Origin of the sequence: Streptomyces sp. NPDC051976 (assembly GCF_040680795.1) — a bacterium.
Classification (GTDB): Bacteria; Actinomycetota; Actinomycetes; order Streptomycetales; family Streptomycetaceae; genus Actinacidiphila.
The window spans coordinates 1-15,278 of sequence record NZ_JBFAXL010000040.1 but is presented as its reverse complement, the minus strand read 5'-3'; the positions used below and the strand labels follow the sequence as shown (position 1 = coordinate 15,278).

Here is a 15,278-nt window from a genome sequence, read left to right as displayed (position 1 = left end):
GGGCTCCTCAATCCTGGACGGACGGTCTTGGGAGGTTTTTCGTGCCGCAACCGTCCGCGCGTTTCGGTGAAGAGCTGAGGAAACGACGTCTCGATGCCGGGATGAGCCTCACGGCATTGTCCCGGGTCGTGCATTACAGCAAGGCACAGCTCAGCAAGGTCGAACGAGGCATCAAGACGCCGAGCGGTGACCTCGCCCGTCTGTGCGACGCCTCCCTCGGTGCCGACGGATCCCTGATCGCCCTGATCGCTACGAACTCGTCGAGCCCATCGGGTGAACCGGCCTCGGGCGAGGTGAACGAGGAGGAGTGGATCATGAATTTGTCGCCGCACGGCCCCAGCTCGTTCCACCCGGGCCGACGGACAGTGATGGGCGCTGGCGTTGCGTCTTTGGTGACGTGGCGGTCCGACGACAGCCAAGCTCTCGCCCCCAATGCGGCGGCCGGGATGTTGGAGGCGTCCAGCTCGCTGTTCACGCACTACCGTAGACTCGGGCAGAGTGTGGAGCCCGGTCTGCTCCTCCCAGCCCTGATCGCCCAGACGCACACGTTGCGGGAGCTGTCAGTTCATGCCGCTGGCGGTACACGCCAGGAGTTGCTGGCGCTCGGCTCCCGCTATGCCGAGTATGTGGGCTGGCTGGTGCAGGAAACCGGGAACGACCAAGCAGCCCTGTGGTGGACCCAACGGGCGGTCGAGCTTGCGGCCGCCGGCGGTGACCGTGCGCTGGCCGGGTATGCCTTGGTTCGGCGGGCTCTGGTGACGCTGTATCAAGAGGATGCCGCGCAGACCATTGCGCTGTCTGCCCGGGCGCAGAGCAGTAGCCTGCCTGCGCGGATACGCGGCTTGGCCGCGCAGCGTGAAGCGCAGGGGCATGCGCTCGCGGGCGACGGTAGTGCCTGCATGCGAGCTCTGGACCGGGCACGGGAGCTTCTGGACCAGGAGAACGCTTCGGACGGGCCGGTTATCGGCAGCATGCACCTTCCTGATCCCGTCGGCATGGTGACGGGGTGGTGTCTGGTCGACCTCGGTCGGCCGGGGGAGGCGAGCGAGCGCCTGGACCAGCAACTGGCGCTGGTGAGTCAGGACGCGGTACGTACTCAGGTGAGGTACGGGGTGCGCCGGGCGCTGGCGTATGCCGCGCACGGCGAGATCGATCACGCCTGCGCGCTGGCGACCCCGCTGCTCGACGGCGTCGCGGCGGTTCGCTCGGCAACCGTCACCACTGACCTTCGGCGTTTGGCTCGAGTCCTGTCCCGCTATGGCGATCACCCCTCGGTGCGCCGTCTGGCTCCCCGGCTCGGCACGTTGGCCCGTTCACCCATGCCTGGAGAAGAGGGATGACTGTGGAAGAGATATTCATCAACTACCGTACCGGCGACGGGGAGAAGACCGCTGCCCTGATCGATCAGGAGCTGGTGCGCCGCTTCGGCCGAGACCACGTGTTTCGCGCATCGCGGTCCATCGCGCCAGGTCAAGCCTATCCGGCCGCTTTGCTGAGGGCGCTGCGGGGCAGCTGCGTGCTCCTGGCCGTGATCGGTCCGGAGTGGGTGAACTCGCAGACCCGGTTGCGCGACCCGCAGGACTGGGTCCGCAAGGAAATCGAGGAGGCGTTCGCCTGCGCCCTGCCGGTCGTGCCCGTCCTGGACGGCCGCAGGATGGGCCGGTTGAACAAGGCCCAACTGCCGCCGGAACTTGCCCTCTTAGCTGATATTCAGTCGATTCCCTTCGATACGGCCGACCCCGAGTCGGGCTTTGGCCGCATCGTTGACGCGGTGGCCGACATCGTCCCGGTCCTGACAGACCTGACACGAGCCGAGCCACAGGATCCCGCACCGGACTCGGTGAACAACTCCATCGATGACGTGTCGGGAACAGCCGTCCAGGCCCGGGACTTCGCCGGGGACGTCGGGCGCTTCGTTATCAAGGACACCCGAGCAAGCACCATCCACACGGGCACGGGTGACATCTACCAGCACTCTCGCCATGTATCGGGCGACCGTCACTTCTCCGGCAATGGGATGACGTACTTCGAAGGAGACAACCACGGCGGTGTCCGGAACCAGTTCGGCGAGGCAGACCCGCACAAGGACGAGGGTCGGTGACTGAATCCTTCCGCACCCGCGTGGAGAACCCGGGCGGCCCCACCCACACCGGAAGCGGCAACATCTACATCAACGCCGATTCCCGACCGCACGGTTCCAGCGGGTCGGCCTTCCGCGGCATCGCCGAGGACCAACTCCGCTGGCATCGCCGGGTACTGGTCCCTCCGGTGAACTTGGGACAGGCCCGTAGCCTGCTGGCGGACACCGGCACCGTCATCCTGGACGGCCCACCAGGTTCCGGCCGCTCCTGCGCCGCCCGCGTCCTGCTGCGCGAGCACCACCAGGACACAGGCGCCCTCCACGAGCTGCAGCCAGATGAGGAGGAGGAACTCCCTCTGCACGACCCGGACCTGGTCGGAGCAGGCGACCAGCTCCTGTTGGACCTGTCCACGGCCGACGACGCCCAATGGGCCCGGGCCTGCAAGGACTTACCCGCGCTGCGGAAGACCGTGCACGACCAGCAGGCCCACCTGGTGGTCGTCATGCCACACGACCGCCCACTCGATTCGGACCTCCAGCACTATCGCGTGGTGGTCAGCGCACCGGGGGCCCTGACCGTCCTCCACCGGCACCTGCGCGTCCACGGCCTGCCGTACGGGGACTACCTGCAGGCTGACGGCGCGATCACCGAGTTTCTGCAGGAACGACCGATGAGGGAGATCGCAGCCTTCGCCGACCTGGTACGCCGCGCGCGCGAGGCCGCACCGGACCAAGGATTCGCGCAGTGGTGCGAGCAAGCAAAGAACGCGCGCGGCGATCACCGGAAGGACGTCGCACAATCGGTCGCCCGATTGCGCGAGGTGCAGCAGCGGGCCCTGCTGGTCACGGTGGCCATGCTGCACGGCGCCCACGCGGACGTCATCCACCGCGCCGCCCAGGTCCTGCTGCGCATCATCGGCTCTGCATCGGAGCAGCTGCCGGTACTTGAGGACAAGGACCTCTCCGAACGCTTCACGGAGATCGCGGCCGCGAGCGATACCGGCGGTCGCGTGCGGTTCACCGACCTCGATTACGACGCGGCCGTCCGAGCCCACTTTTGGGACCACGTCCCCGATCTGCGTCCGCACCTGGGCATCTGGACTGCCCAGCTCATGGATCTGAGCGACCCTCACATGACCGCTGATGTCCGCAGCGACCTGGTGGCACGGCTGGCTGGCCAATACCTGCGGACGGGGCGCGGGGAGGGCCTGGTGCTTCTGGCTGAGGGCTGGAGTTCAACCTCAGCGAGCAACCTGTCACGGCAAGCCGCTGTTCAGGCACTCGCCTGGGGTCTGAGCGACCCCCGCCAGGGCGCCCGTCTGCGGAACCTGATCCGCCACTGGTGTGCGGAGCGGCGACTCAAAGGCGAGTTCGCACAGGTCCTTGTCCAGATCTGCGCCGAAGTCATCGCCGCCAGCCACCCCGACCAGGCGCTGATCCGGTTGTACCACCTGGCACGGCGTGAGCCTGACACCGATGCCCTGCACGCGTTGAGCGAACTGGTGTCGGGCAGCCGCCGCTTACGGCGCCGGCTCTTCGACCGCCTCGCACGATACGAACTCACGCCGGCCACCCTCACCATTTTTCTACGGACCTGCGACCCGCAAGCCCTGACAGGCCCCAGCCAGGCTCCTGGGCCGCTCGTGCGCGAGGAGGACGTCCAGCGTTCCCTGACCGTCTGCTGGCACGCGGTCCTGTCCGCTCTTCCGCGGACGCAATGGCATCCGCAGGTCGAACACTGGCTCCACAGCGCCGCAAGCGAAGAACAGGTGAGCGGTGAGCTGCTCCTTGACATTCTCGTCGTCGCGGCGCAGCGATGCGGCAGCCGGCGCGGGAGCGTGTTCGCCGCCCTATACGCCAGCGCACGCGAGGCCGAGCGCTCCACCGACGCCGACCCCAAGCGCGCGGTCGCCACCACCGAACTGCTGCTCAGCAAGATCCGTGCCGTCCAGGGCCTCGGCCCGACCGCCTCAGCGACAGCCAGGGGGACTCGACAGTGACCACCGGACGCAAGACGACCACCGTCTTCCTCACGGTTTTGAGCGGCTTGCTGCTGACCATCCTCGGCCTCACGCAACGATGGCCCGCGTGGGCATGGCCCCCTCTGGCCGTGCTGCTCGTCGCCATCCCGGCCCTGACATTCAAAGCCGCCTCGCGGCGCCGCGGCTCCATGCCCGTCAGCTTCGAAGAGCAGCTCACCACCGCCCCCGTGCAGCGCAACGAACACTGTGTCCGCCAAGTAGCGCTCCCCAGCCAATGGGCCGACTACGACTTCGTGTTCTCGGCAACTGTGCGGTGGTATCTCCTGTCGCCTTCGGGAGGCGATCCCGTTCTCAACCCCGCGGGCCTGGCCGTCGAAGCCGTCCTCGACCGTGCCCGTGCCATCACTGAGAAACGCGAGCCGAGCCGGGCGTCACTCGTCCAGCACGAACTCAGCGGAGCGCTCAGCATCATGCTCCCGGACCTCACCAGCCATCTCCAGGCCATGGCCGACAACGTCACCATCACCCTGCTCCAGCCGGACCAGGAGCGCCTGGACAAGCTCGCCGACGTACGCAAGGACAAGGCGGTGTGGGAGCACCAACGCAAATACGAGCAGAGCAAGCGGCAGTACCTTGGCGAGGACGTGTTGAAGGACACCGGCAGCGCCGTGGTCTGGTGGCTCGCCAAGCACGACGAGCACGTGGAGAAAGCGGTGACCGACCTGGGCCTGCTCGCGCAACTCACGTCAGCCGCCAACGACAGCGACATCCCCGAACGACTCCAGCACCTCTTGGCGCAGCCACCGGGCCAGGTAGATCCGCTCCCACGGGTCATATCCCCGCCCACCGAACCGGAACGACAGCCTGCCGACCACATCGCAGACTTCTTCGACTCGATGGGCTTCACACAAGGCGACGTCCGACGATCGTTCCTGGCCAAGCAGTTCGCCGACATCATCAGAGCCCAGGACCGGCACGAGGCGGCCGACAACGTGCTGCACCGATTCGACCAGCCGGCGGCATTCGCCGCTGATGATCCCGAACGGACGCACGGCAGCAACGACGAGCCTGACCACGGGTCCGAATCCTGATCGAGGAGAGCGCAATGGACACCCAGCTCACCGCCCTCGCGGTGTCGGGAGCAACCACACTGGTCTCCCTCATGGCCACAGACTCCTGGGCCTACGCACGGGAGCTTGCCGCCCGGATTCTCACGCACAGCAACTCGGGCCACACCACGCTCGCGGACTTGGACCACGCGCAAAGACAACTGGTCGGTTCGGACGCCGCCCACGCTCACGAGACCGCCAGTCAACTCATTGGTCATTGGGCCGCCCAACTGCAGCACATGCTGGCATCAGACCCTGTCACCAGCAACGAAATCCGCGCTCTCCTGCGCGCGTTCGAGCAACTCGCCAGCACAGCACCCACGTCTGCGGTCACTGTGCACAACGAAGTCAACGGCGGCGTCCACAACGCGCCCGTCGTCCAAGCCGGGCGTATCAGCGGGCTCACCTTCCACACCCACCCGCAGGCCCCCCAATCTGATACCTGTTGAACCCCGGAATTCGCGCGTAGTGCTGCTAAAGGGCCTGACAACAGCCTGCACCTGGGCCACTTTCGGATCGATGCCTGGCAGTGCGGATGTGCAGGCGCCGCCGTCCGCGGGAGGACTCCGATCGACCCGGGTGACCCGCTGCTGATCGACCCGCGGGTACGGACAGCCGTACTGGTCGGGCCGGTTGCATTCCTGCCCGTGGGGAACAGCCCCGCGGATGCGGGGAGCAGGAGGCCGGGGACATCACCACGGCTACTGGCGTAGGAACAGCCCCGCGGGCGCGGGGATGAGCCCCTGACGGCAACGTCGATAGTCTTGCAAGGTGACCACTCCCCGCACCCCGCGGGGATGAGCCCATGATGCGCTTCTCGAAATAGTCGTAGATGCCTCGCTCCCCGCGCCTGCGGGGATGAGCCCTCCACCCGGATCCGCGTGGAGTACCAGGACCGCTGCTCCCCGCGCCTGTAAGGGGGGTCTTCAAAGTTGAGCGGTGCGGAGGTGTCCTCGGGCTCGGCGGGTGGTGACGCAGCGTGTGCGTAGGCGTTGGTTGTCTGCGTTGCGGAAGCCGAACGCGGCGCGGGCGACGAGCTTGATGACACGGTTGATGCCCTCGCTCTTGGCGTTGCTGTGACCGGTGTCGATGAACGCCTCGATCTCGGGCCACCAGCGGTCGACGGTGGTGGCGAGCTGTCGCACCTCGGGGATGTCGGAGTCCGCGCACCAGGTGAGGAACTTCCAGCGGGCGTGGCCGATGCGGTGGCGGTCGGCGCCGGTGCGGGCCAGGCCGAGCAGGGTGCGCAGGTTCTCCTTGGCGATCCACGAGACCAGCAGCGTCTGACCGATCTTCCCCTCGCCCAGCAGTGGGTTCCACATACCCGCGAACTGTTCGTCGGTGAGGTCTTCGCGGTTGCGCAGTAGCCGGCGGCGGGCCTTCCACTCCGGGTCGGTGGCGCGGCCGCGCCGTCCGCGCAGCTCGGCGGTGGTGCGGCGCCGCACCAGGGACAGCATCTTGTTCGCAAGCTGCACGACGTGGAAGTGGTCGACCAGGACGATGGCGTGTGGGAGGCCGGTGCGGATCGCGGCGCGATAGGTGGCCGACATGTCGATGGCGACGTGGCGGATGCTCTTCCTCCAGGTCGGCTCGGTGGTGGACAGCCAGGCCAGCACGTCGGCGACGGTGCGGCCCTCGACCTGGCCGAGGAGTCCGCCGGTGCCGAGGGCGTCGACGAACCCGGTGTGCCACCGGTCGCGCGTCAGGTGCCACTTGCCGGTGTCGGGGTCTTGTTCCCAGCGGGGGCGGCCCCGGCGGGTCTCGTCGATCTCGAGCACACTTACCTCGGGCAGCGGCGCCCCGGTGACCTCCCGGGCCTGGACGCGGAAAGCGTCCATCACGGTCGGCCAGGACAGATGCAGATCGCGGGCGGCCTGGACGACGGTGGACCCGGCGTCGCGTACCCGCCGCCCGGCCGCGGACCGCAGCCGGGCGGTGAGCCGGGCACCGGCCGGTATCTGCGGTATCTGCTCGGTGAAGGACTTCCGGGGACAGGCCGGCTCCCGGCACCACCAGCGACGCTTGTGCCAGAGGAACTCCAGCCCCCGCTCTCCGTAGGGGAGATCGCGCGGCCGCGTGGTCGCGGTCCCTTTCACACGGGATGCGAAGGCCCCGCAGACCGGGCAGGCCCTGGCCGAGGCGTCCGCCGTGACCAGATGGACCCGGCGCATGCCATCCGTGAACCGCTCGACCCGCACGACGGACACCCCGTCGAGGTCGAGCAGCAACGTCGTATCGTTGACCAAGCCCGTGGCTCCCCAGTGATCCTTCTGCGTAGAGAACAGAAATGATCACTCAGGACCACGGGCATCCTGCGTCCAGGGCCAGCAACAAGTCAGTTGCACACAGAGAGTGACTGCAAGTCAGGACCGCGAAGGACGCACCGCTCAAGTTCGAAGACCCTGTAAGGCGGATATCTGGGGTGACATTCAATCGGGCAGGCCCCCGGTGCAGTAGAAAGCTACCCACCAGTGCGCCTTGCTGCCATTGTCGCCAGCGGCTCGTACGGTGGAGTGATCGTCTCCACAGGTCAGCCAACATCGGGTGGGCTGACATTGTGGGAGTACGTCGGAGAGAGGGCATCGCCATGAAGGTCCCCGTATGCTACGCAGTGGCGATTCTGGCGGGCGCTGGTCTGTCCGTCGTCGGCTTGACCGCTTGCGGCGGAAACTCCACTCCCCACCTGAATGCGACGACCAGCCCTCCCACCACTACGTCGGCCGTCGCCACAGCCAGAATCAGGCAGCCGTTCGACCTGCAGCTGCCCGCCTTGGATACGCCGGAGTCCTTCAAGGTCACTGTAGTGAGCGTGCAGGCAACAGAGTCCCTCGATCCCAAAGTCCTGCACGCGTTTAGTACCGCGTACCCGAAGCCTCCCGGCAACAAGTGGATCGTGGTCCGGTTCAGCGTCACCAACACAGGCCATGCCAAGGCGTATTGGAACCCCGGAGTCACCGCCGTCATTGTCGGACCAAACGCCTACAGCCAGACCTCGGCAGACAGTGATGCGATGAACACCTACAACTCGTACCTGTCGAATTCCGGTACCCCGACCAGCGACTTCGACGGCATCAACCCGGGTGTCACCGGAACTACGTATGGCATCTGGGACGTCCCTACGCGGGCGACCCCGGATCATCTGCGTGTCCCCGAAGCGCTCGGCACGGCCAACGTCACACCTGACACGCCCTCGATCCTTGTCAACCTTCACTGACTCGTAACCGCACAGTCCTCACCCTGCGCAACCGCGTCCGGCCGGGGAGTGTCTAATAACCGGCGGATCTGTTGATCATGGAGACGCCAAGTGAGTGAGATGACGATCGAGCACGAGTCCGTGGCTGAGCCGGTCGGTGGTGCCACGTCGGACGAGCAGTTGATCGCGATGCTGGTGGACCGGGCCCGGAGTGAGGGCATGCAGTTGACCGGTGCGGGTGGGTTGCTGCAGCAGTTGACCAAGCGGGTGCTGGAGTCCGCCCTGGAGGGCGAGATCACCGACCACCTCGGCTATGACAAGCACGATCCGGCGGGGAAGAACAGCGGCAACAGCCGCAACGGCACCCGGTCCAAGACCGTGCTGACCGACGTCGGACCGGTCGAGGTCAAGGTGCCCAGGGACGTGGCCGGCAGCTTCGAGCCGCAGATCGTGCGCAAGCGGCAGCGGCGGCTGACCGGCGTGGACGAGATGGTGCTGTCGCTGTCCGCGAAGGGCCTCACCCACGGGGAGATCTCCGCGCACCTGGCCGAGATCTACGGCGCCGAGGTCTCCAAGCAGACCATCTCCACCATCACCGACCAGGTGATGGAGGGCATGGCCGAATGGCAGAACAGGCCGCTCGACCGCGTCTACCCGGTCCTGTTCGTGGATGCCATCAACGTCAAGATCAGGGACGGGAAGGTCGCGAACCGGCCCGTCTACGTCGTTATGGCCGTCACCGTCGAGGGCACCCGGGACATCCTGGGCATCTGGGCCGGCGACGGCGGCGAGGGCGCGAAGTACTGGCTGCAGGTGTTCACCGAGTTGAAGAACCGCGGCCTGGACGATGTGCTGATGCTGGTCTGCGACGGGCTCCAGGGCCTGCCCGACGCGGTCGAGACCGTCTGGCCCCGCACGATTGTGCAAACATGCATCGTTCACCTCCTGCGCAACAGCTTCCGATACGCCTCGCGCGCGGACTGGGACAAGATCGCCAAGGCGCTCAAGCCCGTCTACACCGCGCCGAGCGAGAGCGCGGCGGCCGAACGCTTCGGAGAGTTCCAGGACGCCTGGGGGAAGAAGTACCCGGCGATCATCAGGCTGTGGGAGAACGCCTGGGCCGAGTTCGTACCCTTCCTCTCCTTCGACGTCGAGATCCGCACCGTCATCTGCTCGACGAACGCCATCGAGTCCGTCAACGCGCGGATACGCAAGGCCGTCCGGGCCCGCGGTCACTTCCCCACCGAGGCCGCAGCTCTGAAGTGCGTCTACCTGGCACTGATGAGCCTCGACCCGACAGGCAAGGGCCGCAAGCGCTGGACCATGCGCTGGAAGGCGCCCCTGAACGCCTTCCAGATCGCCTTCGAGGGCCGGCTCACGCCGGCCAACAACTGAACCTCAACCGCCAGGATCAGCCGTTAAATTGACACACCCTCCGGCCGCGGGCCTGGTCGTCGTCGGCGACTGTGTCCGCGCGTATGTGAGTTTCTGGCTGTACGGGATCTCGGAACTCGCAAGGGCCGCACTCGTCCTGTACGACGACGGGCGGATGTCTACGGTCCATCAGGGCGGCGAGGGTTGCCAAGCTTGACCAAGGCCCGTCCGGGCTGTTGAGCGACGCTGTAGGTGTGCATGAAGGCGACGTGCTGGTTGTTGACGGGGTGGTGTGAATTGACCCCGGTGGCCGTCAGGCCGCTGGGGTCTTCGTGGTCACGGTGTCGCTTTCGTGGTCACTCTGTCGCGTGGGTCTCGGTGATGGCGAGGCGGGTGGAGGATTCGTCGACGATGCTCTTCTCGTCGGCGAACGCGGCGATGAGGGATTGCAGGGCGATGTTGTTGACCGAGCGGGGCAGGCCGCGGCTGGTGAGGTGGATCAGGTCGATGGCGTCGTCGGAGAACAGCGGGTCGGATCGGCCGGCGATCGTCAGGTGCTTGATGTAGCTGGCGGTCTCCTCCTTGTTCATGGTGGGCATCTGGTAGCTGATCGCGATGCGCTGGTCCAGGGCCGCCAGGACGCCGTGCTTCATCCGTTTGCGCAAGGTGGGCTGCCCGATGAGCAACACCGCGAACGGCGTCGTGGTTTCCATGTCGTAGTTGGTGAGCATGCGGATCGCGTCCAGTTCGTGGTGGTCCAGGAGGTGCGACTCGTCGATGACGACCGCGGGGGTGCGGCCCCGCTCGTCGACTTCGGCGGCCAGCGCGGCGGACGCCTGAGCTGCGAGAGCGGCGGACTGGTATTTCGGGGTGCCGCCCAGGCTGGTGACGATGCGGTCATAGAGGCCGCGCATGCCGACCTCCGGGTTGGGCTGGTAGATCACGGTGAAGCGGGCCGGGTCGAGCGAGGCGACGGCGCCCTTGAGGGCGACGGTCTTGCCCGCGCCGACCTCGCCGGTCACCACGCCGATCGCCTTGTTGTTGATGCACCAGGCGATGCGGGCGGCGGCCTCCCGGTGGGAGTTGTGCTGGTGGAGCATCGAGGGGGCCAGGTCGCGGCCGAAGGGGACGCGGGTGAATCCGTAGTAGCTCTGGACGCGGTCGATCATGGAACCTCCTGGGACAGGGGCACAACTCCGCCTGGGTGGCGGTCAGTTCGGCTGATTCTTCGGCCGCGGCCCGCTGTCCGGTCCGGACGGCGAGACGGACCGCGCGGAAAGCGGTGCGGACGGCGGGAGTGTCGAGGGGGCCGGCGTTGTGTTCGGCCCGGCGGCAGCAGACCTCCGCCAGGGACAGGGCCCGGTCGGCCAGCTCGCGGGGCGTGAGCATGAACAGGTCGGGTTCGGGGTCGAAGTAGAACTCCTCGGCCCGGGACGGGTTCACCGCCGGCCCCGCGAATCGTCCATCAGAGACGAGTAGTTGACGCCCTTGGCGGTGTTCGCGGTGTGCGCCTGTTCGAGGATCTTGAGGTAGTCGATCCCGGTCGGTGCCGCCGGCTCGGCCGGTGTCTCCGGGCTCGCCTTGGGGTGGGCATGGCGGCCGACGTGGTGCGGGACCGCCTTGCCCAGGGTCTTGCCGGAGGCCCTCACCTCGATGTCGGTCAGGTTGAACGGGTCGAAGACCAGCTCGATCCTCATCCCGGCCAGCGACGGGTCGACTCCGTAGGAGTTGCCGTGCAGGCTGACCGTCGCGGTCTTCGTCACGGTGCGGAACTCCGACCACAGGAACGCTTCGCGGAGATCCGTCGTGGAGGGCAGCGGCAGCGGCTTGGGAATCGAACCCAGCCAGCGTTCGATCGGCGGCTGCCCGGTCTCGGAGTGCACCGCGCGGTGATAGACCGTCTCCACCCAGGCGGTGAGCAGCCTGTTCAGCTCGGTGAGATGCTCGATCTGGCCGACACGTTCCTCGTCGAGTTCGACGAGGAACTGATCGCTCACGGTCCTAAAAAATCGTTCGATTTTGCCCCGGCCCTGCGGCCGTCCCGGGCGGGAATGGGTCAGCCGGATCGCCAACGACGCGCAGGCCCGCAGTAACCATGTGTCGACGAAGGCACTTCCGTTGCCAACGTAGATCGACTCCGGGACCCCCCGGGCCGACAGCGCCGGCCGCAGCGCGGCCGCGAGGCGGACGGTGTCCTCGGCGAACCCGAACCGGTGCCCCACGGTTGCCCGGGAATGGTCGTCGATGAAGGCGAACAGATACGTCTTCCGGCCTCCGATCTTCGGCCCGTGCAGGGCGTCGCCCGTCCACAACGCGTTGGCGCGGGTCGCCTCGAACCGGCCGAACACGCTTCGATCGCCCCCGCCGGTGCCGGTCAGCCCGGCGCTGACGAAGTGTCGCTGCAGCGTGCGCTCGGTTGCAGCACTTCCGCGGCTGGTTCGTCCGTACCCGCCATCCGGTTTTCGACCCCTCGGTCGTGGAACTGATGGACTTCCGCACCCCGCAGCCCCGCCGCGGTCTGTCGTTCGGCTACGTGCTGCCGACCGGCCCTCACGAAGCCCTCGTCGAGTACACGGAGTTCTCCCGGCACCTCCTCGATCCGGAGGAGTACGACCAGGCGCTCCGGCACTACACGGCGGAGATCCTCGATCTCGGCGTGCACGAGGTGGTCGCGGTCGAGCAGGGCGTGATCCCGATGACGGACGCCCGCTTTCCCCGTCGGACCGCCTCCTCGGTGTTCCCCCTCGGCGCGGCCGCCGGGGCCACCGGGCCCGCCACCGGTTACACCTTCAGCGCCGTGCAACGCCTGACCCGCGGCGTGGCGGCCGCCCTGCACGCCGGACGGCGTCCCCTGCCCCCGCGTGCCCACTCCGCGCGCTCGCTGATGATGGACGCCGTCCTGCTCCACGCCGCCCTCGACCGGGGACGGATCGACGGGCCGGCGTTCTTCGCCCAGCTGTCCAAGGGCGTGCCAGCGGCCCGGCTGCTGCGTTTCCTCGACGGACGCATCAACCTCCTCGAGGACCTGTCCGTCGGGCTGCGCGTGCCCGTCGCGGCGATGCTCCGTTCCGCCGGCACCCTGCCCTTCACTCCGCGGCGGAACCACCCCGGTTCCTGAGCACCCGACCTCACCCTTCATGGAGACGGCATGACCTTGCTGCGCGCCGCCGACCTGGCAGCCGCGTTCGACCACGCGGCGCCCAGATACGACGCTCTGGTGGCCGCCAACCCCGGCTACCACGCCCACTTGCGCCGCTGCGCCCGGCGCCTGGGCCTGGCGGGCGACGGCCGCCGTCTGCGCGTCCTCGACCTGGGGTGCGGCACCGGAGCCTCGACGGCGGCCCTGGCGACCGCGATGCCCGAAGCGGACATCACCGCCGTCGACGCCTCGGGCGGAATGCTGCGGCGGGCGTCATGGCGCGCCTGGCGGCGACCGGTCCGCTTCGTGCACGCCCCCGCCGAGCGGCTGGCCGAGGCAGGGGTGCACGGCCCGTTCGACGCGGTCTTCGCCGCCTACCTGCTGCGCAACCTCGCCGATCCCGATGCCGTGCTCGCCTCGGCGTTCGCACTCCTCGCGCCGCACGGACGGCTGGCGCTGCACGAGTACGCTCTCAGCGGCATGGCGGCACATCGCGCGGTGTGGAACGTGGTGAGCGGCGGTCTCGTCCTGCCGGCGGCCACGCTGCTCGGCGACGGACCGCTGTACCGGCACCTGCGGCGCAGCGTCGTGGCGTTCGACACCCCTCACGCACTCGGAGAGCGCGTGCGCCGTGCCGGCTTCGAGCACGTCAGAGTGCTGCCCCTTCCGGGCTGGCAGACCGGAATCACCCACACGATCGTGGCCCGCCGCCCGGTCGCAGACACGGAGGCCGTGAAGTGACCGCCATTCTCCGTCCACCGGCGCTCCCGACGCGCACGCCCCGCCCCGGCCGTGACCGGATGGCGCGACTGCTTCCCGGGCATCCGGGTGCCGAGCGCACCGCGCCTTCCGACACTCCGCGGGTGGCGGTCGTCGGGGGAGGCATCGCGGGCCTGACCGCTGCGACCGCACTGGCGGAGCGCGGCGTTCGGGTCACCGTGTACGAGCGTGAGGCACAGCTCGGCGGACGCCTGCGAGGGTGGCCGACCCAGTTGGCCGACGGCACGCCGGTGACGATGAGCCGTGGCTTCCACGCGTTCTTCCGGCAGTACTACAACCTGCGTGCCCTGATGCGCCGCACCGACGCCGACCTGGGGGGCTCACCGGCCCTGCCCGACTACCCGCTGCGCCACGGCAGCGGCCGTCAGGACAGCTTCCGTCGTGTCCCCCGCACTCCACCGCTGAGCGCGCTCGGCTTCGCGGCGCTGAGCCCCTCCTTCGGCTGGCGTGAGATGACGAAAACGCACCCCCGGGCTGCCCTGCCTCTGCTGGACGTCCGGGTACCCGATGTGTACGGCCGGTTCGACCACGTCAGCGCGCACGACTTCCTCGAAGCGATCCATTTTCCCGAAGCGGCACGGCACCTGGCGTTCGAGGTGTTCTCCCGCAGCTTCTTCGCCGATCCCCGGGAGCTGTCCGCCGCTGAGATGGTGCTGATGTTCCACATCTACTTCCTCGGATCGGCCGAGGGCCTGCTGTTCGACGTGCCCAATGAGCCGTTCCTGCAGGCACTGTGGACTCCGCTCGCCGAACATCTGGACCGGCTCGGTGCCCGGATCCACACCGGCACCGCGGTCGAAGCCGTTTCCGTGCGGCCTGCGGGCGGCTTCACCGTAGGGACGGCGGACAGCGAGGAGCGGTGCGACGCCGTAGTGCTCGCCCTCGACCCGGGCGCCCTGCGCTCGCTCGTCGGCGCCTGCGCCGACCTGGGCGACACGCCGTGGCGTGAGCGTATGGCCAGAATGGCCACCGCTCCGCCGTTCCTCGTCTCGCGGCTGTGGCTGGACCGGCCCGTGCGCCCGGAGCGGGCCGGCTTCCTGGGCACGAGCGGATACGGAACCCTCGACAATGTCAGCGTCCTCAGCGCCTGGGAGGGCGAGGCCGCACGCTGGGCCGCGCGCACGGGCGGTTCGGTGGTGGAACTGCACGCCTACGTGCTCGCCGCGGACGCCGACCGGACCCGGACGCAGGAGGAGCTGCTGGGCGAACTGCACCGCCTGTACCCGGAGACGGGCCCGGCCCGCGTCATCGACGCGCGCCACGAATGGCGGGCCGACTGTCCCTCGTTCCCCGTCGGCAGCTACGCCGACCGGCCGACCGTGGACACTCCCACGCCCGGCCTGGTCGTCGTCGGCGACACTGGCCGCACCGGTCTCCCGGTCGCCCTAATGGAAAGAGCGGCCACCAGCGGTTTCCTCGCCGCCAACACCCTTCTGCGGGACTGGGGGCTGCGCGGCCACGATCTGTGGACGATCCCCCCCACCGGCCGCAGCAGGCTCCTGCGCGCGGCGGCGCGGCTGGCGTAGCGGCGTCGGCGCGGCGCTGCGTCGCTTGCCAGCGACCCTTCGCTGCCGCGCTGCCGCGCTGCCGCGCTGCCGCGCTGCCGCGCTGCCGCGCTGCC

General features: G+C 68.3%; 12 protein-coding genes and 1 pseudogene. 10 read left to right on the top strand and 3 right to left on the bottom strand.

Going from position 1 to position 15,278, the window contains the following annotated elements; all coding sequences use genetic code 11:
* The first annotated feature begins 41 nt into the window (after positions 1 to 41).
* The 5 genes from AB0M29_RS31115 to AB0M29_RS31095 are packed head-to-tail and all read left to right on the top strand — an operon-like array spanning position 42 to position 5,620.
* On the top strand, positions 42 to 1,340 hold the full coding sequence (locus AB0M29_RS31115) for a helix-turn-helix transcriptional regulator (RefSeq protein WP_365388698.1): 1,299 nt from the start codon (positions 42 to 44) through the stop codon (positions 1,338 to 1,340).
* Positions 1,337 to 2,101 (top strand): toll/interleukin-1 receptor domain-containing protein, encoded by a 765-nt coding sequence (locus AB0M29_RS31110; protein WP_365388696.1) that lies wholly within the window; start codon positions 1,337 to 1,339, stop codon positions 2,099 to 2,101. The genes AB0M29_RS31115 and AB0M29_RS31110 overlap by 4 nt, the downstream gene beginning before the upstream one ends.
* Positions 2,098 to 4,080 carry a hypothetical protein gene (locus tag AB0M29_RS31105; protein ID WP_365388693.1) on the top strand — a complete coding sequence of 661 codons (1,983 nt, stop codon included), beginning with the start codon at positions 2,098 to 2,100 and terminating at the stop codon, positions 4,078 to 4,080. The genes AB0M29_RS31110 and AB0M29_RS31105 overlap by 4 nt, the downstream gene beginning before the upstream one ends.
* Positions 4,077 to 5,153: a hypothetical protein gene (locus AB0M29_RS31100; protein WP_365388691.1), complete on the top strand. Its 1,077-nt coding sequence runs from the start codon at positions 4,077 to 4,079 to the stop codon at positions 5,151 to 5,153. Before AB0M29_RS31105 ends, AB0M29_RS31100 begins: the two co-directional genes overlap by 4 nt.
* Before the next feature lie 14 nt (positions 5,154 to 5,167).
* Positions 5,168 to 5,620: a hypothetical protein gene (locus tag AB0M29_RS31095; RefSeq protein WP_365388689.1), complete on the top strand. Its 453-nt coding sequence runs from the start codon at positions 5,168 to 5,170 to the stop codon at positions 5,618 to 5,620.
* 477 nt (positions 5,621 to 6,097) lie between these two features.
* Here AB0M29_RS31095 and AB0M29_RS31090 read toward each other — a convergent pair whose 3' ends face one another.
* Entirely contained in the window at positions 6,098 to 7,417 is a 1,320-nt protein-coding gene (locus AB0M29_RS31090) for an ISL3 family transposase (RefSeq protein WP_365388687.1), read from the bottom strand.
* Between the two features lie 365 nt (positions 7,418 to 7,782).
* On the opposite strand from AB0M29_RS31090, the gene AB0M29_RS31085 reads away from it, so the two are divergent.
* Positions 7,783 to 8,385 carry a hypothetical protein gene (locus AB0M29_RS31085; protein ID WP_365388685.1) on the top strand — a complete coding sequence of 201 codons (603 nt, stop codon included), beginning with the start codon at positions 7,783 to 7,785 and terminating at the stop codon, positions 8,383 to 8,385.
* Positions 8,386 to 8,553: 168 nt separating this feature from the next.
* Positions 8,554 to 9,759, top strand: a complete 1,206-nt coding sequence (locus AB0M29_RS31080; RefSeq protein ID WP_365388793.1) for an IS256 family transposase — start codon at positions 8,554 to 8,556, stop codon at positions 9,757 to 9,759.
* Positions 9,760 to 10,094: 335 nt separating this feature from the next.
* Here AB0M29_RS31080 and AB0M29_RS31075 read toward each other — a convergent pair whose 3' ends face one another.
* Both AB0M29_RS31075 and AB0M29_RS31070 read right to left on the bottom strand, forming a co-directional pair.
* Positions 10,095 to 10,907 (bottom strand): AAA family ATPase, encoded by an 813-nt coding sequence (locus AB0M29_RS31075; protein WP_365388683.1) that lies wholly within the window; start codon positions 10,905 to 10,907, stop codon positions 10,095 to 10,097.
* Positions 10,908 to 11,177: 270 nt separating this feature from the next.
* Entirely contained in the window at positions 11,178 to 12,086 is a 909-nt protein-coding gene (locus AB0M29_RS31070) for a DDE-type integrase/transposase/recombinase (protein ID WP_365388681.1), read from the bottom strand.
* A gap of 68 nt (positions 12,087 to 12,154) precedes the next feature.
* Between AB0M29_RS31070 and AB0M29_RS31065 the strand changes: the two are divergent.
* From AB0M29_RS31065 to AB0M29_RS31055, 3 genes and pseudogenes are all read left to right on the top strand, one after another.
* A pseudogene (locus tag AB0M29_RS31065) lies at positions 12,155 to 12,856 on the top strand (lycopene cyclase family protein); the annotation flags it as partial.
* 30 nt (positions 12,857 to 12,886) lie between these two features.
* Positions 12,887 to 13,618: a methyltransferase domain-containing protein gene (locus AB0M29_RS31060; RefSeq protein ID WP_365388679.1), complete on the top strand. Its 732-nt coding sequence runs from the start codon at positions 12,887 to 12,889 to the stop codon at positions 13,616 to 13,618.
* Between the two features lie 59 nt (positions 13,619 to 13,677).
* Positions 13,678 to 15,183: an NAD(P)/FAD-dependent oxidoreductase gene (locus AB0M29_RS31055; RefSeq protein WP_365388677.1), complete on the top strand. Its 1,506-nt coding sequence runs from the start codon at positions 13,678 to 13,680 to the stop codon at positions 15,181 to 15,183.
* The last annotated feature ends 95 nt before the right edge of the window (positions 15,184 to 15,278 follow it).